Annotated in this window: 11 protein-coding genes; 1 reads left to right on the top strand and 10 read right to left on the bottom strand. The window is 41.5% G+C overall.

Annotated elements, in window-relative coordinates; all coding sequences use genetic code 11:
• Positions 1 to 4 precede the first annotated feature (4 nt).
• From QYC40_RS05365 to QYC40_RS05320, 10 genes are all read right to left on the bottom strand, one after another.
• Complete coding sequence (locus QYC40_RS05365; RefSeq protein WP_301992835.1) at positions 5 to 3205, bottom strand: TonB-dependent receptor; 3201 nt, start codon at positions 3203 to 3205, stop codon at positions 5 to 7.
• 1066 nt (positions 3206 to 4271) lie between these two features.
• Positions 4272 to 4637, bottom strand: coding sequence for a high-potential iron-sulfur protein (locus QYC40_RS05360; protein WP_301992833.1), 366 nt, complete (start codon positions 4635 to 4637; stop codon positions 4272 to 4274).
• A gap of 20 nt (positions 4638 to 4657) precedes the next feature.
• Complete coding sequence (locus QYC40_RS05355; protein WP_301992832.1) at positions 4658 to 6799, bottom strand: PVC-type heme-binding CxxCH protein; 2142 nt, start codon at positions 6797 to 6799, stop codon at positions 4658 to 4660.
• Between the two features lie 48 nt (positions 6800 to 6847).
• The gene (locus tag QYC40_RS05350; protein ID WP_301992831.1) at positions 6848 to 8221 is read right to left on the bottom strand and encodes a neutral/alkaline non-lysosomal ceramidase N-terminal domain-containing protein; all 1374 of its coding nucleotides are present in this window, start codon (positions 8219 to 8221) and stop codon (positions 6848 to 6850) included.
• 6 nt (positions 8222 to 8227) lie between these two features.
• Positions 8228 to 9634, bottom strand: coding sequence for a neutral/alkaline non-lysosomal ceramidase N-terminal domain-containing protein (locus QYC40_RS05345; RefSeq protein WP_301992830.1), 1407 nt, complete (start codon positions 9632 to 9634; stop codon positions 8228 to 8230).
• A 29-nt stretch (positions 9635 to 9663) separates the two neighbouring features.
• Positions 9664 to 10509 carry a ThuA domain-containing protein gene (locus tag QYC40_RS05340; RefSeq protein ID WP_301992829.1) on the bottom strand — a complete coding sequence of 282 codons (846 nt, stop codon included), beginning with the start codon at positions 10507 to 10509 and terminating at the stop codon, positions 9664 to 9666.
• Between the two features lie 48 nt (positions 10510 to 10557).
• Complete coding sequence (locus QYC40_RS05335; protein WP_301992826.1) at positions 10558 to 12279, bottom strand: RagB/SusD family nutrient uptake outer membrane protein; 1722 nt, start codon at positions 12277 to 12279, stop codon at positions 10558 to 10560.
• A 30-nt stretch (positions 12280 to 12309) separates the two neighbouring features.
• Positions 12310 to 15282: a SusC/RagA family TonB-linked outer membrane protein gene (locus QYC40_RS05330; protein ID WP_301992824.1), complete on the bottom strand. Its 2973-nt coding sequence runs from the start codon at positions 15280 to 15282 to the stop codon at positions 12310 to 12312.
• Between the two features lie 162 nt (positions 15283 to 15444).
• Positions 15445 to 17238, bottom strand: a complete 1794-nt coding sequence (locus QYC40_RS05325) for a RagB/SusD family nutrient uptake outer membrane protein (protein WP_301992823.1) — start codon at positions 17236 to 17238, stop codon at positions 15445 to 15447.
• A gap of 19 nt (positions 17239 to 17257) precedes the next feature.
• Positions 17258 to 20341, bottom strand: coding sequence for a SusC/RagA family TonB-linked outer membrane protein (locus QYC40_RS05320; protein ID WP_301992822.1), 3084 nt, complete (start codon positions 20339 to 20341; stop codon positions 17258 to 17260).
• A 598-nt stretch (positions 20342 to 20939) separates the two neighbouring features.
• Here QYC40_RS05320 and QYC40_RS05315 point away from each other — a divergent pair.
• Entirely contained in the window at positions 20940 to 24191 is a 3252-nt protein-coding gene (locus QYC40_RS05315; RefSeq protein ID WP_301992821.1) for a SusC/RagA family TonB-linked outer membrane protein, read from the top strand.
• Positions 24192 to 24198: the final 7 nt, after the last annotated feature.

The raw sequence follows: 24198 nt of genomic DNA, 5'->3' as shown, positions 1-24198 counted from the left end.
CGATTTAAAAGGTTAAATTAAGTCCAACATTTAGTACTCTTTGCAGTGGATAGCCTAGACCATTTCCGGCCATTTCCACATCCCACAGTTTGAAGTTGCTAAATAGCAATAAGTTAGATCCATTGACATACATGCGGAAATTAGAAGCTTTTATACGGTCGATGAATTTTTGAGGGAAGGTATAGCCCAACTCGACTTGCTTAAGTCTGATGAAATTTCCATTACGCATATACCAGGTGCTTGTTTGGCTATTGTTGATATTAAGCGTATTACTCAGGCGAGGCAATGTGGCATAAATATCTCGATTATCTTCCGACCAATAGCTATCAGCGTATGCCTTTAAAAGTTGATTCATGAATATTCTGCCTGAGCTAGCTTCCGTTGTATTATAATGATAAGCTACAAATGGGGAAGTTGATGCCGGGTCGATCCAAAACGACTCGTTTGCTGAGCCTTGAAAAAAGGCAGATAAATCGACTTTTTTATAACTAAGGGAGAATCCAAATCCATATATAATCTCAGGCACGGTCGGGTTTCCGATAGGAACGCGGTCTGCTTCATTAATTTTCCCATCTCGATTGACGTCAGTATACTTTATATCGCCACCACCATAGTTTCCAAACTCTTGTCTAGGTGCATTTGCAGCCTCTTCATCATCTATAAATAAGCGTTCCGCGATGTAGCCATAGGTTTGGTTCAACGATGTACCAACGCGCGATCGCCATGCCTCTGCATATAGGGGTTCCTCATAAACTTCATATTTGCTCGTAGCGTAGGTGAAATTTGCTCTTACCGAAGCCCATAGATCTTTTGACCAAGCTTGTTGATAGTCAAACGATATATCCATACCCTTACCACTGGCCTTGCCAACATTTGACTTGGAGATACTGGATAATCCCATCGTATTTGGAATACTCGCGCGGTTCATCAATATATTATCTCTTTTCTCTGTAAAATACTCTACGATTAGGTTGGCCTTGTTAAATAAACTAAGTTCCATCGCAGCGTTCTGTTTAGTAGCTCTTTCCCAAGTAATATTAGGATTGGCATAGCGAGTGACCAACACACCATTTTTGGTTTCAGAAAGATCTTGTCCAAATCTTGCAGAACGAGAAGCGTCATTCATGGAGACATTCGATAAATAAAAAAATCGATCGCTCACATCTCCAATTTGATCATTTCCAACTAGTCCATAGGTGTATCTAAATCTGAGTTTACTAATGATATTTTGATAAGGTTCAAAGAACTTTTCATTCGAAACGCTCCATGCCAAGCCCGCTGAAGGAAAAAATCCAAATCGATTTCTTACGTCAAAGCGCTCGGAGCCGTTATATCCAAAGTTGAATTCAGCAAAATAGCGACGATCGTAGGCGTAGGTAGCCCTTCCTGACACGCCCATGTTCCTTGACGGAAGCGACTGAAGAAGATCTCCAGCGTTAGCATTTAAACTTTCTCTGGCTGTTGCCACCAGCAATGCCCCTATGTTATGTTTCTCGCGAAAGGTGCGGTTGTAATTTAAAGCGGATTCAAAATAAAACATTGAATTTAGGGTCTTCGGTCCCTCATTAAACCCTAAATATTCGGTTCCATTTAGGTTCATTTGATTAATTTTATAAGTATTTGCTATAAAATCATATGATCCTACTTCATAATAAAAAGGATTGTAGGCACGCGTGTAGTAAAAATTAGAGAGGCGTGTGAGGTTCAATAACCCTCTGATCGAAAGGCCTTCTGTAATGCTGCTCAAGTCTTGCTTTAATTCCAACTGTGCAAGCATCTGTGCTCTACTTTGGTCTTTGTAGCCTTTTACTAAATCCGCATATGGATTAACATAGCGGTTGTTCAAATCGTAATTACCGAACATGATATGCCCAACATGTTGATGATCTTCATCCAATGGATAGTATGCGGGAAACAATACGGGGTTAGAACGCATTACCTTTCGGTATAAGTCTTCTCCTCCATCGATTGGCCCCTTGTAATCGTCGAAATTTCCGCTGAGCCGAACAATCAATTCGGTACTTTTACTAAGATTGATATTGACATTTGCGCGAAGAGAGTAACTTTTTAAATCGATATTACTGTTGAAATTATTGCGTTTATCAACGTTTAGCATTCCATTATCTTGTGTAAAAGCTCCAGCAACATAGTAGCGAGCGACACCCCCCCCTCCACTGACATTCAAGTTATAACGCTGGTTATTTGTATAATCTTTAAAAAGCATTTTTCTCCAGTCGTTTGCTGGATAGACTAAAGGATTGACGTTGTTGCGTGTGTTCTCTATCTTTTCCTCCAGATATGGCAATGCCGCTAATGCGTTTCGGGTCAGCGTGGCTTCGTTGGCCATTTCCATATAAGTAATTGGATCTGCCAGTTCTACATTCATCGTCGCTGCTGATGTCGAGTTCTCTGCCCTGATGGATATTTTTGCCTTGCCCTCTTTTCCCTGCTTGGTGATAACAAGGATAACGCCATTGGCTCCGCGAGCACCGTAAAGCGCTGTCGCCGTTGCGTCTTTCATAACCGAAAAGGATTCGATATCGTCCGGCTGTAGCCTTGCCAAATCTGTAGCCGTCAATTCGATACCATCAATAAGAATCAATGGTCTGGTATTATTTCCAAAAGTGGTAATACCGCGTACAAAGAAATCGGCATTATCAGCACCAGGTTCTCCACTTCGCTGATATGCAATCACCCCGGCAACACGTCCAGCAAGCGATTGTGTTAGATTGCTGGAAGGAATCTTTAGATCCTTCGGACTAACGGTCGTAATGGAACCGATGACACTTTCTTTTTTCTGAGTTCCGAATGCTACAACTGCGACTTCTTCTAAAGAATTCTGCGCATTTTCAATTAATTTGATTTGAAGCACACTCTCCTTTCCTACAACCACTTCTTGAGTCACATAACCAACTGAGGAAATAACAAGTACTTCGGAGTCATCGTTGATCTGGATTTCAAAATTTCCATCTTTATCAGTAACAGCCCCTCGTGTAGACTCTTTAACTCGTATGCTAACTCCCACGACAGGTTTTCCGGATTCATCAAAAATAGTTCCGGTCACAATCCGTTGGCTAGCGATTAAAACCATGTCATTATCGCTATCTTTTGTTTTTATTAGCACCCGACTGTGGCCATCATCTGCATAGCTGCAGGTGGCACCATACATCAGCATGTATGTGAGGAGCATGAATTTGTTTTTCATAATTTAGGACTTAGTTGATTATCGTCAAATACCACAATATTGCGACGCTTGAACGACTGATTTAAACAATACTCATTAATTGGTTAAAAAAAACAACTATAACGAAACACTAAAGCCATTCCTCGATCATTGACGCCATACACTGTGTGGAACCACAATATTCTTGAGGTTTTAAGTTTGATTTCTCTTAAAGTTTAATTCAATTCTTCTCTAGGTTAAGTCGTTATAGAAGCGTCATATTTTTCTATTTCATAATCTCCTTTCTTTTGAAGCCTAAAAAAATAATTAGTGTTGAAGCTTATTCGGTCATTGAGCAAAGTTGCTTGTCAATTGGTTTTACTAACACTAATTTAAGTTTGCGATTCTTTGATTAAAGGACATCTTTTTAGATAAATAATATTCTTAAACAGTAACACAGCGTAATAATTTTAAATATAAACCTGATTACTAGCTATTTGGAGAATCATAATTATACATAAAGGAATAATCATACATTACTTAAACTATATTGGTCTTGCGGCGATTGGGTCTTAGTTTTAGGTAAAATCTATTATTTGAAGGTTTTTGATCACTTATTAGCAAATCAAATAGCAGCGATTGACGTGATCATACATTTGAGTTTTATGCAATTCCCTCAGGTTATTCTAAAATAAAAAAGAGCCCATGTCAATTAACATGAACTCCTTTGATTGGTATCACTTCCCAATGCTATCGTTTCCTATTTACGCCTCATCTGCTGGTGCCCAGTAAGTGCATATAACACCTACCTACTTTAAATAGATGATAATCCATCCATAACCCTATCAAACCCATATCACTCCCCTTTCGAAAGGCTTTTGATTGGGGTTTGCATTGGGTTTGAAAGGGCTTTATAAGGGATTTGAGTCGTACAATTGTCGGCAAATGCTAGATGTAGCTATCAATAGCGCGCCATTGAAAATAAAATCTAATAAACCCAATAACCTCAATTATCAATTTTAAAAACATCAAAAATTGAGGTTATAGCTCACTACAGGTAAATTAGGACACTAATTTTAACAATTCTTCCCAATCATTTCCTTTCTATTTATGCCTCATCAGGTGGTGCCCAGTAAGTGCAGTAGCCTTCTGCAAAGACGGGACCTGTAAACAACATACATCCTCCACATGGCTGCCCATCTTTTGGCGCAATATATAACTTACAATTATCACATTGATGTTCCGGATTAGGAGTTTGTTTAACATAGCCCAGCTGCTCTCTTTTTCTCAAGTTTACCTCATCCACGCCTGAGTAATCATCGCATGAACTCACTGCATTCCCTTGAGATTTACCATCAGCAGTCTTTTCAGTTTGTTTCCCTGAATTATTACAGCCCGTGATCAGGTATGCCGTTCCCAAAATTAGAGCTAATGAAGAAGAAACGGTGCCTTTAATAAACTCTCGTCTCTCCATCTTCGTGTTATTCTTCATAGTTATGATTTAAGTAGTTGAGATAATTTCGTTTTAACATCTTGATCTGTGGTAGATTCCATTATTGACTGCAGGGTCGCTTTAAAAGCTGGGTTTTTCAGCCCATCTTTGCTTGCTTTTTCCATACCTTCTATCGCTCCCAACAACCATTTATTTTCGTTTTTCCCTTTCGAGATGGCTTCAAGGTCCTTCGCGAATTTATCGACAGACTGGTCTCTTTTTGTTAAGATAAATGCCAAGTCCTTAATAAGTTGAGCCTTATCATCATTATACGCATCAAAAAAAGCTGTTTTATTCAGCGATTTGAATAGCTCATAAGATGAGCCAGCATTAGAACTTAGCACAGCCATTCTAAACCAGGGATCAGCGCTGTTTTTTTCAAGGATATTAGTCAAAAGATTGATCGTACTCGCATCATTGAACTGTCCTAAACTCAAGGTAGCTTGAAAAGCAACCCGCGGTGCTTGATCATTTAAAAGACCTGCTAGCACCTCTTTAGTTTCAGGATAGCGCTCCGATAAAATGGCACCATGCTCTCGAACACCTGCATGCCTATCTGCCAATGCCTTTTTAACCAATTCACTATTCAATGCACCAAGCCCCTCCAAGGTATAGAGCGCATGCAGCCTGTAGCGAGCATCATTGCTGCTATTGAACAACTCCACAACAGCAGGAACCACACTTTTATCCTGGCTTTCGATCAACTTACGTTGTGCCTGCAATCTCCACCATTGGCTTTCATGCGCTAATAACTTCACATAGTCAGCCGATGATTTATTTTCTTTCGACGTTAAACTGCGGTCCAGATTCTTTTTCTTTTTAGGTACAATCCTATAGATTCTTCCCATATCCATCCCTTGCTTGTAATCCATTTCGGCAACCAAGTCTTCAGGTATAGACATTGGCGTCTCGATATGCTGACGGTACATATCGACCATATATAGATTCCCGTCCGGCGAAACAGCAAAACTAGTAGGTCTGAACCAAGAATCCGTAGAAGTGATAAATTCGCTCTCTTTTTCTTCAGCAGCGCGAGAGGCAACGTATTTTGGACTCGTTTTGTGCGGTGTAATTACATCCCGATGCACTAAATTTCCAGCCACTTCTCCAGTAAAAATGTTTCCATAAAAGCCATCTGGAAATGCATCTCCGCCATAGACTGTACCTCCTGAAGCACCAGTAAAGTGGCCTTCAGCATGTTCCACCTGTCCCTTCCCTTGTTGATCATAAGCTTCTTGACGCCTGCGACTACGTTCCGCTCGCCAATACGGAGCCGGCGTAACCTGATACATTCTCAATTCATGATCGGAAATATTTTCAACGCCTTTCAGCGAAGGCAGGAATTCATGTCTATGCATGTATCGCCCTGGCATCACCGCTTGCTGAATATGTAACGTGTTTTGTGTCATAAAGCGGTGTCCCCAATCGTTCAATGTTTGTCCGAATTGTGCCGGGGCGGTCTCTCTTTCAAAAAGCTGTTTATCCAAGCGGAAGCGGAAGTCCGAACCTCCAACCGATAATGGAGGTGCATCCGCTTCACGTGTCGATGTGATTTCCCCGGCTTGACCGTGATTCGATGCATATATCCAGTTATCGATTGCGAAAGTCAGATTGGTAATTTGTGCTTCAGAGTTATTCGTAAAGAAACCGGTATAGAGCACCTCCTTATGATCGGATTTGCCGTCACCATCTGTATCTTCCAGATAGAAAATATCAGGAGCTGCAGTTACTAAAAGACCATTCTTCCATGCCATTACGCTCGTCATCTCAGAAATCCCCTCGACAAAAACGATAGACTCATCAACAACCCCGTCTTTATCATTATCTTTCAAATAAACGATTCGGCCATTGCCCTTGCCCGGCGGATTGGGCTCCATGTCGGAAAAAGGATAATCTGCCATCTCGACCACATAAGCATTCCCCTTCTCATCAAAGGTCATCGCTATCGGATCCTTTACAAATGGCTCTGTTGCATATATTTGTACTTCAAAATCTGGATGAACTTTCATTGCTTTTATCGACTCCTCAGGAGTCTTAGGCCCCGGATATTTAGGTTGATTGCAGGACCATAACCCCAATAATACGGTTGTTGCCACGAAGGCATGACAGCCAACTACCTGAAACTTGCTAGTGATTTTCTTCATTGTTTTTCAAAAAATTAGATTTAATGTATTCGTTAGCTTATTCTATGATTATCTTATTTTCTTCATCAAGACATCGATCGTGGATAATATACGACCTTCGATTCCTGCTGCCCATTTACTAGGTAAGCCATAGGCTCTTTGCGAAGTATCCCCCTCATAGCCCCCCTCTTCCAGCACTTTCTCAGTCGGGATATATCCCATCACGTCATTGCTGTAGGCCATGACGAAAATGTCCTCTCCATATTTCTCTTTCAATTTGACGGCATAACCTATCGTTACTTCGCCTCCTAAGCTGATTAGCTTTTGTCCGTCGAAATCCCATACCTGAATTGGATAATTCGGGTAACTTTTTAGAATTGGTTTTCCTGACTTATATTGGTCAATCAAATTAGAACTCCATTCATAAATATAGCCCGAACCGGCTTCTTTCTTGATTGTCTCTAATTCCGATAGTGTTGGCGGCGTAGTCAAGGGCAAATCTATAACAGCAGCTACTGATTTAAAATTCGGAGCCAATGCGTTCATATCTTCTTCGATGACGCGTTCGACCGAGGCCGCCAATGATTTACCGTATTGCTTGGCAAGTTGCAGGGTGCGTCGAGGCAATGGGTTTTGATCTCCTCCTGCACCTTGAAAAAATAGCGCTTTTGCTCCTGGATATAGCTTTTCTAATTCCGCCTGTGCGAAACCAGCATAATCTCCAGACCACTGATATCCCGATAGCACTGTAGGGTGGCAGGCATATCCAAATATAATAGCCTTCAATTTTCCAGAAGCTGTCTCGACCTTAAATACGGGAACAGAGAAATCATTAGGTCCCTTTAGTTCTTTCAAACTAGCGATGTCTTTCTCCTGATTTGACCTCCGATTTACTTGAACCCTGGAAACACCATTCTTAGCATACAGCTTGGCAGGTTCCAAATTCTGAAGCGCTTGTTTGCTTAATTGAATTAATGTTGCTCTAAGCCATTTACCATATTCAACGATGACCTTTTTATTGGAACTATCCAAGGGATAAATGCCCGTTAAAACATGATCGAGCACAGGGCCAGAGTGCGTATGGGAGCAGTTAATGATGATGCTTTCGAGGGGTGCACCTGTTTCTTTACTAATGGCCTGGCGCACTTCGTCACTAAAATTACTGCCGATTCCAACAACTTCAAGAGTTAAGAGTAAAGACCTTTTTCCTTGCGCGTCTTCAAAGAGAATACATTTTGCCGACAATGGATGAATACTCCCTTCAGAGGGTTTTGTGCGACTGGCATAACCTGCCAACCACATTGGCTTTTCGGGTGTGATATTCGCAGTCGCCAGCCCCACCATCCAGGTTTTCCCTTTTACATCCTGCGCATAGGCACTGTATAAAACTATATTCAATATCATGAAGGAAAGGCTAATTGCATGTATGATTGTTCTGTTCATTATTTCTTAGTTTTTAATGTTCATATCGGCTCTGGCCTCCTTTAACATTTGATTGGCAAACTCTACCAGTTCCAATCCCGCCATTGGAGCCCCGGAAGTACCCTCCTCTACTTCGTATCCCCCATGAGGCTTTTCATCCGGCAGACAGACGTAATGGACGCCATTGCCATTTGAATAACCAAGGACAAGTGTCTGCGGAAAGGGTGAATTCTTTCTTATCTCGTCCGCTAAAGAAGTCAAAGGTTCGCCAGGCAAGGCGACAATAGCCAATGGCCCCAATGTTATGAGCTGAACTTCCGCTTCGATAGCTTCTAAGCCTGTTCTACCTTTTCCTCGGTCTGAGGTTGGTAGACTTACTTTCCGTTGAAATGTTTGGAGCGGGGAAATAGAAATCTTCGCACTATAACGATAGGCTAATCCCGCCAAGACAACGAGTCCGGCAGCCATTTCCTTGACCGCATCGGGGCCGCGACGCCAAGGGTTAATGTCTCCCGCAGCGCCTTGTAGAAAGATGGATTCTCCACCGAGTTTCTTATTCATTTGGGCAGCTGCAGCGCTTGGCCAATCCCCTGAAATGTCGTCAGAATACGGATAGATAGCCACGGCATGAATTGCTAAATGGAAAATAGTTGCGATGTTCTTTCCGTCTTTGCTGCGAAAAGAAACTAAGGACATTGCGCGATCCATGGGACCGAAAGTTGCAGCGCCCATGAGTACCTTCGGGTTCCAATCTTTGTGCTTGTAATTGTAACCATCAGGCGTGTTACTCTCTTCTATGCCCCATTTTGCCGCTCGTGGTCTTCGGTTGTTCATAAATTCCGAAGCATCGACCCGTCCGACCCAAATTGAGGCCGGTTGAACGGATTTCATAGCTTCTTTTGTTGCTTCTAAAGTTTTATTAATCAAATCTTTTTTCCACGCGGCAAAGTGTGGATCACTATTGATGTTTTCAATATGACGGGTTGTCCACCAAGTTTCATTTTCTCGTCCACGAAATCCCTGATTGTAAACGGGCGACCAGGGCGCAGAATGGTTGTGCGTAGCATTGACCAGAATATTTTTCATGGGGATTTTTGCAAATTCAGAAATCTTTTTTCTGATTTCCTCCGTCGCTGATTCACTCGCATCAACCAAATCCCAAGAAATGATAACCGATGTGTTATTTAAGCTATCCTTAAGCACTAGCGAACGGACGAAGATTGAATCTTTAATAACCCGGTATGGCTTTCCTGTTACCCAATTTTTCACATCAGAACTTGGCGTGATATTTCTTTTGGCAATTCCTACCCTTAGCTGCTCCGCAGCAAATGTGCTGGAGAATCCGAATACAGTAAGCAGCAGCATAAAAATGAGCATTGGCCGTATAAGTTTTACGGAAGCGCGGGGTGTAGTATTATGACTGTATAAATTCATGCTTTCAAATTTTGGTTACATCCTTTTCGTCAATGTTTATCGCTTCTATTCAATGTCCAATCCATTACATTTTCTAGCAGTTTGATAAAGTTCTGATTTTTAAAATCCGATGGATAGCCCAAAGAGGTGTAGAAAACCCTACTCTTGCCATATTGACGCGTCCATGCTATAGGCTGTGATTTCTGGTCACTCAGTCCATGTAATAACACTTTCGCATTTCTGTCAAGGAGTGGCGCTACGAGGTAAAGATTACCATCACTAATCCAGCTTTTGTCCCCTATGTCTTTTAGAATTTCATCGTTTTCGAAGCTTTCATTGACCTTTACTTCTGTTTTGGCCGTAGCCGGTCCATAACCTCTATTTTCACAACCTAGAACCGTAGAAACGAATTCGGGCCATTGTACGAAACCCGTCTCAGCAACGTCTCCTTTCAATAGCGTAAATGCATGATTTGCTGTTCTTATACCGACAAGCCCTCTTCCATTTTTGAGGTATTGCTTTAGAATATCCATTTGTTCTTTAGGCAAAGCCAATCTTCGTGCGAAAACTACGACCAGATCCGCTTCTTTAAGGATTTCAAAATTTGGAAAACGATAAGAGGTACGCTTCGAACTGCCTTGAAGTACAGATGTTTTATATCGTCCGCTTTCAGATAGGGATTTTGCAAAGCCCGGAATAGTAAGATGAGCTTCATAATTGTCGGGATCTTCACTTATCAAAAATACGATGTGCGGTATTTTGCTCTTAGCATTCGCTTTCACCGAGGCGCTCGTTGCCTCCACAATCATGACCATTAGCAAGAAGATAATTCGCACAAATCGTTTAATCACTATCGGATCACACTTAAAAAACATCTGTACCATAATTTTTTTCATTAGTTTAAATTCGCCTTGAACATGAATAATTCTTTAACTATCCTGTCCTTATTGATCATAGCCCGGATTTTGCGGGAAATCAGCATCAATATTTAAATCAATATCTGCTAATGGTATTGGCCATCGGAAATTATGAGGCTTAATAAATGCTCCAGGACATAGCGGATTATCATTATACTTCAGTACCCTTTCAATAAGCTTCCCAGTCCTTCTCAAGGTAATTAAGCGCCATTCTTCGCCATATAATTCTCTAGCGCGTTCGTCTAGTATATAATCGATATCCAGATTTGCCGCAGAAACAGGCTTCGCATTTGATCTTTGTCGAACCTTGTTGACATCTGCAGCTGCCAAATCTTTTTGTCCTGTCGCTAGATAAGCTTCTGCGCGCAACAACAACGTTTCGGCAAAGCGCAAAGCATACCAGTCTTTATGCGTAATACCTCCACCCGAGCGATTTGGCTCTAAGAAATAATTCAAAGGGTCCGTAAATTTTGTATGGATCGGAAAGAGGATTTTTAGCGTATCTGCTCGAGGATCTGTCCTCGCCGGCTTGTATAGACTAAAATCGATCTTCTTTTTATGATAAGCCGATTGAGGATTATCGTAGTAAAAGTTTCTTTTCAAGTTATGCTCTGCATTTCTCGTATCATTGTTCCAGTTGTCCTTCCAGATGTAATAGTACACTAAATTGGTTCCCCTTGCATTGGCTGTTGGACGTCCAAGCGTATCGGTGTATCCCGTGTAAGTTCCATTGTACAATTCGCCAAGGATGGCTTTCTTGCCATCGGGCGTTAGTCCTATGTCGAAATAGCGCGGTCCAAAGATATAGGCACTTGCAATTCTACCTCCTCCTTTAATAAAGGGCTCGACCTGGATAACCCACATGGATTCTGTATTTTCAGGGAGGTTATGATTACCATAGCCGAACAAGTCGTAATATGGGTCTCCAGAGCCGAAGACATCATTACCTAAGCGACCACCAAAACGACGGGTCATTAAGTTATAATGATAATCATTAACGACTTTGTTTAATGCGTCTACCGCTTTGGCCGGTTCTTTCAACTCCAGGTAAGTTTCGGCAAGGAAGTGTAATGCTGGGCCTTGGGTAATTCTTCCAGGCGCTGCTTCTTGTGTCGGTCTAGGTAGATTTTCCGCGGCGAATTTGAAATCCTCCAGCATTTGTTCGTAGACTTTTTGAATGGGATCTCGCACGAAGTCGGCCTTTGCGGTTTGAATAGGTTCCGTGAGCACTGGAATATCACCGTAGGTCGAGGCTAGATTCCTATACATAAATGCTCGGAAAAATCGAGCCTCAGCGATATATACATTTTTACCCTTCTCTCCATTCGTAAAATCTTTCGGATCAGCTTTACCGACCTTATCGATTAATACGTTTGCCCATTGAATGACTTCGAATCCTACATTCCAAGGATCTACGACATTACGCCAAATCGGCGTCATATCTTCATAGGAATTTAAGTAAACTCCCCCGGCTGCCGGTGTTTCACCATTATAGCCTAAGTCGCTACCATGTGTGGCCCAATTCATGACACCAAATTCACCAAACGAATAATATGCAGAACGCACGCGGTCGTGAATTGCAGTCACACCCTGCAATGCGCCTGCCTCGGTTAAATAAGCATTATCTGGAGACAAAAAGTCTAAAGGTTTTTCGTCCAACAAGCTTTTATCACAAGCTACGAAAGCCAGCGTTAATATCGATAAGCTGAGTACGCGTATGTTGTAAAATATTTTCTTGATCGTTTTCATAACTAAGAATTTTGCATAATAATCAACAGGTTAAAAAGATACATTTAGGCCGAGTACGACATTTCTCATGACCGGGACATCGCTTGCTCCACTTTCTGGATCCCATCCCTGCCACTTCGTCCATACGTAAGGATTTTTGCTCGAAATATACACCTGTGCGGATTGCATCTTCAACTTTTGCAACAGCTCACTTTTCAAACTGTATCCCAAGGAAACATCTTGAATGCGAACAAAGCTTCGGCTTTGATAGATTCCACTTTGTCGAAGCGGAACGTTATAAATACCAGTCGTGTTCGTCGTTGGTTCTAATGGACTCCAATATGGATTTACAGCTGAGTTGTTGTGACGATCTGGGAAATAATAGAGCGGATTTACATTCTCTACATTGTTCGCCAAATAACGGTTGCTGCCTCCTTGAATAGAGTTAATAAAAATGGAGAGACTAAAATTCTTATAAAGGAAAGTATTATTGATGCTGAATCGATAGCTTGGCGATGTAAAGCCAATAATCGCTCTGTCGTTTGTTGGATCAATTATCCCATCCTTCGTACCTTGATCTACATATTTAAATTGACCTGGATACCAGCCTTCCAACACTTGCCCACTAAAGAACTCTTCTTCTGTCCATACGCCTCCTGCCATCTGATAGTCGTAGATTGCACCTAATGGCTCGCCCACAAACCAGGCATTACCAATATCCCTATCATTGCCATCTCCATAAAGCTTAGTCAACTTATCTCTATTTAAGGCAAAGGTTAAGTTGGATTCCCAACGAAATGCACCGTTCAGATTGATGGACTTAAGGTCTAATTCAATCCCCTTACTCGCTGTTGCGCCAATATTGGTCCATATGTCGGCATAACCAGCCATGCGAGGTAATTTTCTTCTAACAAGTATATCGGTCGTCTTTGATGAATATAGATCCAGACTACCGGTAATTCTATTTTTCAAAAATCCGAAATCAAACCCTGCGTTTACTGCCGAAGTTGTTTCCCAACCTAATTCAATATTGCCTAAGGTGCTTGGGTAAATACCGATAGCGGTATTTTGTCCATACACATAGTCACGTGTTCCCATTCTCGATTGGCTCGAATATCGTCCGATCCCCTGATTACCGTTCTTTCCATAGGATGTTCTGATCTTCAAATAGATATCGTCTCTTTTAAAGAAAGGCTCTTCTGAAACGACCCAAGCCACCGATGCAGACGGGAAATTTGCCCATTTATTCTTCGCTCCAAAACCCGAAAACCCATCTCGACGTATCGTCGCTGTGAATAGATAACGCGACATAAAGCTGTAGTTGGCACGCGCCATATAGGATATACTATTCTCCTTGTAGGCACTCGAAGCAACAGTCGCCACTTCGCCTAAACCAACGTTGTTATAGCCGAGTACTTCATTATTAAACCCTGAAGCATTTAAGGATGATCCATTTCCACTTCGACCCTCGGTACTCAGCAATAGCGTCGAGTTAATCTGATGCTTACCAAACGTATTGCTATAGCTGAGTATATTGTTTACAGCCCAATCTTTTCCCTCGGACGGTGCTTTTACGGCCTCACCACGATTGCTTACTCCAGCAGGGGTTCTACTCGAGTTAAACGTGTTGTTATTTCGATTGGAGTAAACGTAAGAATAGTTGAAGTCGTAGGCTAAGCCTTTTACCCAAGGCGCATCGATTCTGACAGCGCCTAATCCAAAGAATTCTTTGCTGATGTCCGAATTATCGATATAAAGATTGACTAAAGGATAGGGTTGGAATAGCTCGCCCCCCAAATAAATATCATAGTTATCTTGTCCGACATAATTATTAACCAACGGGCTTGCCTTTCTAGCGGTCGCTAAGCTTGCCGGAATGCCCGAATTGTCAATATTACTAAAGGAGGTATTCAGATTGATCTTTAACCAGTCGTTGATTCTTGATTCCACATTACTGCGGAGGGTCAATCGCTTCATGCGGTCATTCAACTGTATACCTTCAACATCCGAATAAGAACCTGATATGTAATAGTTGGAGAGGTCGGATCTTCCCTGCAAACTTAAGTTATAATATTGCATCGGAGCAGTTTGTAGAACCTCGTCCACCCAGTCAATTGATTTCCCGGCCAGATAGTTTTCTTTTTCCTCCAAGGTTCTCAAATAGTTAGCCACCACATTCCTGTCGCTCACATCCGGACGCACCGGTCTTGTGGACGCATCTTTTGGTTTCGTCTTATACCAATTATACACCTTACTCTGCCAATCCCAGTCTACCAAGCGCACGGCAAACTCCTCCCCGTCCATCACGCGCATCGGATTGTTGGTCATGTCCTGGACTCCTGCATAGGTATTGAAAGCTATTACTGGCTTTTCCGTCTTTCCCTTTTTGGTTGTAATCAATAACACTCCATTTGCCGCTCGGGAACCATAAACGGCAGCAGCACTGGCATCTTTCAAGATATCGACAGTTTCTACATCATTCATGTTGATATTATTGATGCTTCCATTGTAAATAACCCCATCAAGAACGATCAAAGGTCTATCGGAAGCCGATAAAGATGTTTGTCCGCGAATTGACAAGGATGGTTCGCTGCTTGCTCCCCCTCTGGACTCTAAGTTGACACCGGAGGTAGCACCGATTAATGACTGCAGCAAATTGGTATTTGCCTGTAGCGCTTTGTCCTCCATAGAAACTCGGACAACAGCCCCAGTCAGGTCGGATTTCTTGGCAGTACCATAACCGATAACGACGACATCTTCTAATTCTGCGGACACTTCGTTTAATGATATTTGCAAGGTGGTTTGATTACCCAATTGTACGCGAAAGGTTTCATAACCTAATAAACTGGCCGATAAGCTTTCGCCTGGATTTGCCTGTATGGTGAACTTTCCTTGTTCATCAGTCTGCACCGCCGCCTCCTTCACGCTGATCGAAACACCAGATAAGGGAGCTCCCGTTTCCGCATTTTGTACTACGCCGTTGTAATTTCTAGCTTCCTGCCCATAGGCCAGCAAAGAAGCCATGCAAAAACAAAGGCATAAGAGAATTGTTGTTGTATTTTTCATCATATCTTGATTATAGCTTAGGTTATATATAATTTGATTAACACAATCAGTAAAACGAAAGGCAAGCGATCCACTTAGGATGAATCGAGTTTCTGACTGGAAACCGTATTTCTAATCATATTATTCATCGATAGTCGTTAAAGGTTCTTCGTTACGTTCTGCTCCTACGTATCCTTTATTTTGATTAATTCTTCCCATGGTATTGGAATTGATAATTTTATCGTCAATTGGCCATTGGAAGTTGTAGGGTTCGATGTGGTAGGTATTTGAAATAATCAAGTTGGCGTTGTAATAAATATTGTTCAGCTTCGACACGCGATCATAAAACCAGTTTTTCTCATGCAGATTTGTTAGGGAATAGCCGTTGAGCCCCAGCTTTGCCATAATGTAGGAAACCCGGTTCAATTCGTTTTGTCTAGGTTCTTCACCAAAAAGCTCACGCGCGCGCTCATCGAAAATAAAATCAATGTTAACATCAGAGGCTGTAATTAACGGCGCTTTTGCTCTTCCGCGGACTTTATTGATGTCCTCCGCAGCAGCCATGGTATTGCCTTTCCAGAAATAAGCTTCTGCCCTTAATAGGAAGGTTTCCGCTAAGCGAAAGATATACCAGTCACCGTTACTGCCCATGGGCGGACTAGTCTGCTGCGGATGGTTCGGAACATAGGTTTTATAGAAAGGGATGGGATATATTCTAATAAAGTGTTCTGCAGGATGCGGCAAATTCTGTGGGTCGAAAGGTTTCCCGTACTGTGAGGAAGCGGGATTATTGTAAATAAACTCATGTCTATCAAACCAGTTAATATCTGCTCTTCTCAAGTCTGGTGTGTTCTTCCAGGTATGTTGCTCTTTATCCTTCCAAATATCGTATGCATGCCAGTCATTCAACAAGCAGTCTGGATTGCCTCGACCCAAGCTATCATAAAGCGGCCCCTTATCAATAAATCCTAAGCCGCCATCTTTATCTCGAGCATTCTCTGCAGAATGCCACCATGTTGGATGGTAAACCCGCGCCGTGAATAAGCCAGGCGATCTGGCACCGTCCGGAGCTTCGTATCGGTCGATGAAAGCGAGGATAGTCTCCTTATTTTGAGCAATATTCTTATTCTGAGGACGGTGTAAATCCCAGATATAATTCTTCTTCGGATCAGCAGCGTCGGCCCCGAAACGTTCCGCCATCAATTTATAAGGTCCGTTGATTACATTTGTCGCGGCACTAATTGCTTTATCCCATTCTAAGTTGGCTAAATAGATTTTCGTTAGTAGATGATATCCGGCCCCTCTTGTCGGCACACCCGCAGCACCCGTTTCCTTCATATTGATTACCGCCCATTCCATATCCTTTTTGATTTTTTCTAATATGGCCCAACGAGAGTGGGTCTTATAATCTAATTTGGCGCCTTTCGCTTCTTCGGTTACAAACGGCAGGTCGCCGTAGTTTCCGATTAAACGATAATACCAATACGATCGGTGCCAGAGCGCTTCAGCAAGAATCTGATTTCTGTCCGACTCCTTCTCCCACTCAATATTGTCTATCCGAGAGATAATGGTATTAGCGTTTTTGACAATAATAAACATCTCGTTAATTTGAGAAACAAACTTTTGATGTCCTTCTACGGTAGGTGTTAGCAAGCGCCAATCAGTGCTTCCCGGCAAATAAGGAGAGCCGGCTTCCGAAGCCATCCATTGATGGGCTAAGAAGTTCTTCTGCCCGGTTTGCTCCATACTTAAATTCTTGCGAAGTGTAATTAACGCAGCGTCATAGCCCTGTTTATTTACAAAGACGTTCTGCCCGGTGAAGAAGGACTTTGGTTTAGGTTTCAAAAAATCGTCCGAGCAACCTATCAATAATAACTGAACAAGCATCATAAAAAATACGATGTTACGGTGCTTTAAATCTCTATATATTCTCATGATTATCGCCGTTTTTAGATTATAAAACAATGTTTAGACCCACCGAGAATGTTCGCGGCATTGGAGCAAAGCCAGATTCGGGATCTGCGCCCGGCCATTTATCGAAAGTGAATAGGTTACGAGCAGAAATGAATGCACGAAGACTCGTAAATTTCAAAGCCTGCAGATACTCTTTACCCACATTGTATGCTAAAGAAACATCTTGAACACGAAGAAAAGAGGTTGATTTATAAGGCATGATACCACCTCCGTAAGCCGTTCTCCGGAAACCTAATCGAGGCCAATCATTTGTCGGATTATCGGGTGACCAGTATGGGAAATTCGCAGTACTCAATCGATCAAGCGCAGTAACATCAACTAATGAGGGGTTGAAGTGACGTTTATGACCTAAATCTGCTCTGATAAAAACTGAAGCAGAAAAATTTTTAAAAAAATTGACCTCATTTCTAAGTCCTATATTAAACCGAGGTTCCGTGTAGCCTATGAACTTCTTGTCCTGCAAGGCTTCGTATTTTCCATTGCCGTCCAAGTCCTCTGCTTTGTAATCGCCCGGATACAATGTATATTTCAACGCTTCAGCGGCTTCATCTTTCTGCCAAACACCCAAAATACTATAATCCCAAATAGCGTCTAGAGACTTACCTGGAAACCATTTATTTCCATATTCCGGAAGTTCTCCATAATATTCCTTACCCTCTAGAATATATTTCGCTTGATCACCGAATAAGGTTTTTATTTTATTTCGGTTGAGCGAGAAGTTTAGGCTGGAAGTCCAATCAAAATTTTCCTTGCGGATATTCTTCGTTGAGACGGAAAGTTCCAAACCTTTATTGTCGAGTTGTCCAATATTGGTCATCACATCCACGAAACCTGTAATGGTCGGCAATGATCGATTAACAAGCAGATTGGATGTTTTCATTTGGTAAACGTCTGCTGTAAGATTTAAGCGGTAGTCAAACATGGATAAGTCCAAGCCTAGATTTAAAGCTTCCGTTTCTTCCCACCGAAGCGCAGCATTAGGCAAGGTTGATGTTACGACCCCCTGTTGGGTTCCAGAGCCGTTGTAGTAAGGGTTTGAACCAATTTTATCCAAAGCTGAGTAAACCCCGATGTCTCGGTTTCCATTGACACCCCAAGAAAGTCTTAACTTCAATTCGTTGACCGACTTAACTTTGAAGAATTCTTCATTATGGATCTGCCATGCAAATGCAGCGGCAGGAAAAGACGCTTTGGGATTCTCTTGACCAAAAGCAGAATATCCATCTCGACGTATAGATAGGGTCAATAAATATTTCTTCAATAAGCTATAGTTCAAGCGAGCCATAAATGCATCGCCTGTTCTTTTTTCGTCGTTGGCAGAAATGCCTGGCTTATCCCCAAACTGAATACCGCCAAATCCTAGAATAGGGCTCGGTAAAAAGTTCTGATTCGTTGCTTGTGAAAGCCACGTGTTCCTTTCTTCCGCAGAATACAATAAAGTAACATCGAAGTTGTGAATTCCTATCTCCCTATTCCATTTCAATAAATTATCGATCATCCATTCAGAAAGCGTGAAATCATCTCTTGTTGCATAGCCGTTCGAATAGGTATGTCCACCAGTCTGAGTTTCCGGCGACCAATAGTTATAATCTCGATAGGTCTCAATTAACGGCTGGAAAGATGCTTTATATTGGATTCCAAATGGCAAAGCGATTTCGGCGAATACTGAGCCGAAAAGATTGTAGGTTATGTATTCCTTCTCCTGTCCGTAATGATCAAGAAGCGGATTGGTCGGCCCTCCTAAATAGCCGTGAGGATACCAGTTCAATTTACCCTTATCATCATATAAACTAGCATATGGACTCATAATCTGAATTCTATCCAGAGTGGCTGGAACCGAACTCTCGTCCTGCCGAGAAAACTGTAGATTCGTACCGATTTTCAACCAAGAGCTTAAATCAAAATCTAGATTTACACGACCGCGAATGGCCTTGTACTTGTCACCGAGCAGTATTCCTTGATTATTTACATATCCTAAAGAAAAATACTGTTTTGATTTCTCAGAACCTGCAGATATTCCTATGTTATAATCCTGACGTAGTCCCGTTCTAAAACCCTCGTCAACCCAATTAACTGTTTGATTATTTTTATAGCCCTCGATTTCCGTCGGAAAAAAGCTCAATCGTCGCAACCACTCCTTTTCATCATCCGGATCGGGGTTGTTTACCGTTTTACGCCAATCCTCAATGCTGACACCGGCTGGAAAATCTGAAGGAGAAAGCCAGTGATAGTCCGGCAATTTGTTAGACTCACGACTGCGAAAGAAATCGCGACGCATGTTTAAATAGTTTTGAGGATCTCTAGCAAAATATCCTGGATTTAATAGTTGTGATACTCCGACTGAAGAGGAAATATTAATCGAAGGTTCGCCGGAATGGCCTTTTTCAGTTGTGATGAGCACAACTCCCGAGGCTGCGCGCGAACCATAAACTGCTGCTGAGCTCGCGTCTTTCAAAATATCTATTGTTTTGATATCGTTGGGGTTGATATCTTCGATAGAGCCATTAAAAATAACACCATCTAATACGATCATAGGTGAACTCCCCGCTTTTATAGAGTTGGGTCCCCTTATTTGCATAGAACCTTTCCCTGCCGCGCCGGTTGATTGCTTAGAAGAAAATCCAGCGACAGTTCCCGATAGCATGTCTGTAAATTGAGTCATCGGTTGATTTTTAAAAGTTTCGCTATTTACTCGAGTCACAGACCCCGTTAAATCCGATCTTTTAACCGTTCCATATCCAACAACCACAACTTCGTCGATGTCCGCAAAGTCCCTAGTTAATAACACTTCTAAAAAGGACGAATCGACGACAATCTCAGACGATCGATAACCCACTGAGGTAAATTTAATTTTCGATCCCTTTGCTGCATCGATTGTAAAACTTCCAGATTGATCACTTTGCGAACTATTTCTACCCGAAATAATTGTCACATTTCCAATTGCCTCCGACGTTTCGCTGTCCCGAATCACTCCTCTGATACTCAATTGTTGAGCATTCAACTGAAAGACTAAGGAGAATAGAAACGCAAAGATGGGAGGAAAAAATTTTGTTCTCTTCATCATAATTTTGGTTAGTTTAGGAATTGTTTACGTACCCGGTCTAGTATTCAATTAGTTACAACAATTATAACGTTTATAATCTTTTAATGGAAGGATGCAATACTGTGTTTTTGTCATCGTTTTGTCATTAAAACTCGTATACACTTGAAATTTGTTAAATCTTTCAGAAAAACGAAAAGTAAGGGTTTAGTCAATATTTGATTCAATTCTTGTTCGCTGTCAATAATCATAAGTTTAAAGCACTCTCAAAGATTTAGTAGTTAACTCTTCTGAAAGTTAACCCCTCACCTACTAGCAAAAATTTTTAAATATTTCTTTTTTTTATTTTTTCTTATTTTTTATTGATAAAAAAATTCTATTTTCGTCTATTATTACAGTAATGTTCAATATATCGAAAAGAAAGTTGACATTCTTGTTTAATGAATTATAAACCAATTATCGCCGATTACTATTTTTTTTTAAGGATTTATACAAAAATCGCAACTTTTAAAATGTTAATTATTTATTAACACAGTTTTTAAATAAACTTTAAAACGCTTTATTAGTTTCGCCACATATTAATCTATTTAAACTAAATTATATCAATTAAAATCACTAGCCAATGAATTATCCTTACTCCAAACGTTCAGTTGAACTGCAATTGGGTTTTTTAAACAGCAGTATTTGGTCCCGTTTCAGGATCCCGAAAATCCTGATCATTCCACTATTAGCATTGTTCCTTTTTCCCATTTCTTCGAAATCGCAAGAAGCAAATATTAACGTCAAAGGTCGCGTCATTGACAGTGAGAAGGGAACCCCGCTTGCGGGTGTCAAACTAGAAGATGAAAAAAGAAAAGTATTAGGTGTAACAGATGTAGGGGGTTATTTTTTTATTCAAATACAAGCCTCTTCGAATGTGACACTAAAGCTTCTAGGTTATACGACCCTGAGCAAAAAGATTACTGAAGTGTCTAAAGATCTTACAATCAAAATGGAGAAATCTGACACGCAGCTAGAAGAAGTTGTGGTTACCGCATTAAACATTTCTAGAGAGAAAAAATCACTTGGATATAGTGTAACGACGGTTACAAATGAACAATTAACTAACGCAATTTCCAATAACTGGACCGATGCTCTGTCCGGTAAAGTTCCTGGCCTAAACCTAATTCGTTCCAACGCTGGTCCCACAGGATCCAGCTCGATTATTTTGCGTGGAGAGAACAATTTGACCGGAAGTAACGACGCATTAATTATCGTTGATGGTGTGATTATTAATGGAGGCAGTGGTCGCATGGTTGGAAATTCAGGTGCTTATTTGGATGAAGCCGTAATTGATTACGGTACTAGTTTAAACGACATCAATCCTGATGATATTGAAGATGTCAGCGTGCTAAAAGGTCCTGGCGCGGCGGCACTTTATGGTTCTCGAGGAGCAAATGGTGCGATCATGATCACCACAAAATCAGGCAAAAAAAGAGAAAAGGGATTGGGCGTAACGGTAAATAGCAATACGTCTATTGGGATGATCAACCGAATGCCAGACTTACAGTACGAATATGGACAAGGAAACGACGGTATAAACTATTATTCGCATGGTGCGTCCGAAGATGGTGAAGCAACGAATCGAACATCGAAAGCATTCGGACCTAAGTTTGATGGACAATATTTCTTCCAGTATGATCCTGTAACTGGTAAAACCGGAACTGAAAGAACCTTATGGAGACCGTACGAAGGAGAAGGATACGATAAATTCTTTGAAACATCTCAAACATATACCAACAGTATTTCCATCGATGGAGGAAGCGACAAAACAACCGCGAGATTTTCATACACGAATGCTAACAATAAATGGATTGTTCCAAATACCGGATACGACAGGAATACCGTCGCCATTTCTGCAACCTCCAATCCAGCCAAAAAATTAAAGATTTCATCGAAAGCAAACTATACGAGTAAAAAGTCCGACAATTTGCCAACGGGAGGATACAATAACCAAACAATCATGTATGGTTATATTTTCTGGCAACCAAATGCCCCAATCTCCTGGATGGAAAACTATTGGGAAGGTGGCAAGAAAAATGGCCAGCAAAGCACGCCCTTGATGACGGGACCAGACAACCCTTATTTTATCGCATATGAAATGCTCAATACACAAAACAGGAACTCGTTAACTGGTAGTGTGGATGCGACTTACACAGTTATAAAAGACCTTAATGTAACTATTCGTTCGGCAATTGACTGGGCAAACGACTCGAGATCCCAACAGCGTCCGTTTGATACGAATAGGTTTCCAAAAGGAATGTACAGAAATCAAGATGTCGTGTCCAGAGAAATTAATAATGACGTTTTAATCAAATACAAAAAAGAGATCAATAAAGATTTAGATGTCGACATTTCCGCGGGGGGCTCGATGTTGAAGAACTTCTATTCCAGTAATGAGGTGCGAGCGGACTCCCTATTGTTTCCAGGAGAATATACGTTCGCAAACAGTGCGGGAGCTCTGAGGAACCGCCCTTACAAATCAGAATATGCAATTAATAGCGTATATGGCTTAGGTACTGTCGGATACAGAAACTTTGCTTTCGTCGATTTAACGGTCCGCAAAGATTGGAGTAGTACGCTCGCATCTCCTTATACACAAAAGAGTGTCAAAATCCCAGCATACTTTTCCATTAATAGTAGTTTAGTATTATCGGAGATATTCGATTTCCCTAAGAACATTAACTATTTTAAATGGCGGGGATCCTTTGCAGGTGTGGGAAGCGGCGGAAATACGCCTTATATGACATCTATTGAATATAGTGCTGACCCCGATTACAATGGTGGTCTGTATAATCCAACGACCTTGAATAATCCGTTTATTAAACCTTTATTTACCGGTAGCTATGAAACAGGGCTAGAAGCTAAGTTCTTCAAAAGTCGCATTGGATTAGATCTTACATTTTACTTATCTGACACCAAGGACCAAATACTCACCTCACTGCTTGACGCCTCGACAGGATATCGCCGTGTAGTTGCCAATGCAGGACGCGTAAGGAACAAAGGGATCGAACTCGCACTGGAAGGTTCTCCGATAAAGCAAAAGAAAGGATTACAATGGGATGTTAGTGTTACTTTTTCAGCTAATAAGAATATCGTTATGGAACTCGACGACGACCTGGACAATTTCACGCTGCAAAATGGACCTGGAAGCAACGGCTTTATCATCGCGTATGTTGGAGGTAGTATGGGAGACTTGTACGGGAGAGGTTATTTAAGATCCCCGGACGGACAAATTGTTTATCAGGATGGAATGCCGATGCTGTCGGAGGATATCAAATATTTAGGCAACACGATGCCGCAATGGAAAGGCGGCATTAACAATAAATTCCGCTACAATGGCTTTTCTATGGGCTTTTTATTTGACGCCCAATATGGCTCGAAAGCATACTCACTGACGCAAGGAAAAATGGCTGTGCAGGGCAAAACTCGCTCAACACTACCTGGACGCTACAATGGAATTATTGGAGACGGTGTGATGCTTAATAGCGATGGTTCCTACAGTCCAAACACCGTAATTGCCGAAGACTTATCGACATACTATGATAATCACTTTGGTGTCAGCAATGTAGAAGGCTCAGTCTTTTCTACTGACTTTATCAAACTTCGCGAAGCTAGAATTGACTACAGTTTCAATCGTGCAACACTTAAAAAGCTAAAGCTTCAACGTGCCACCATCGGCCTATATGGCCGTGACCTGCTCATCATCTCGAAATGGCCGGGCTTCGACCCCGAGTTCGGAACACTGAGTGGTTCGGATATTAATCGAGGATTTGAAATAGGTCAATTCCCTTCCACTCGAAGCTTCGGTATTAATTTAACTGTTGGTATATAAACTCCTA

Origin of the sequence: Sphingobacterium sp. BN32 (assembly GCF_030503615.1) — a bacterium.
Lineage (GTDB): Bacteria > Bacteroidota > Bacteroidia > Sphingobacteriales > Sphingobacteriaceae > Sphingobacterium.
This window is presented reverse-complemented; position numbering and strand designations above follow the sequence as displayed.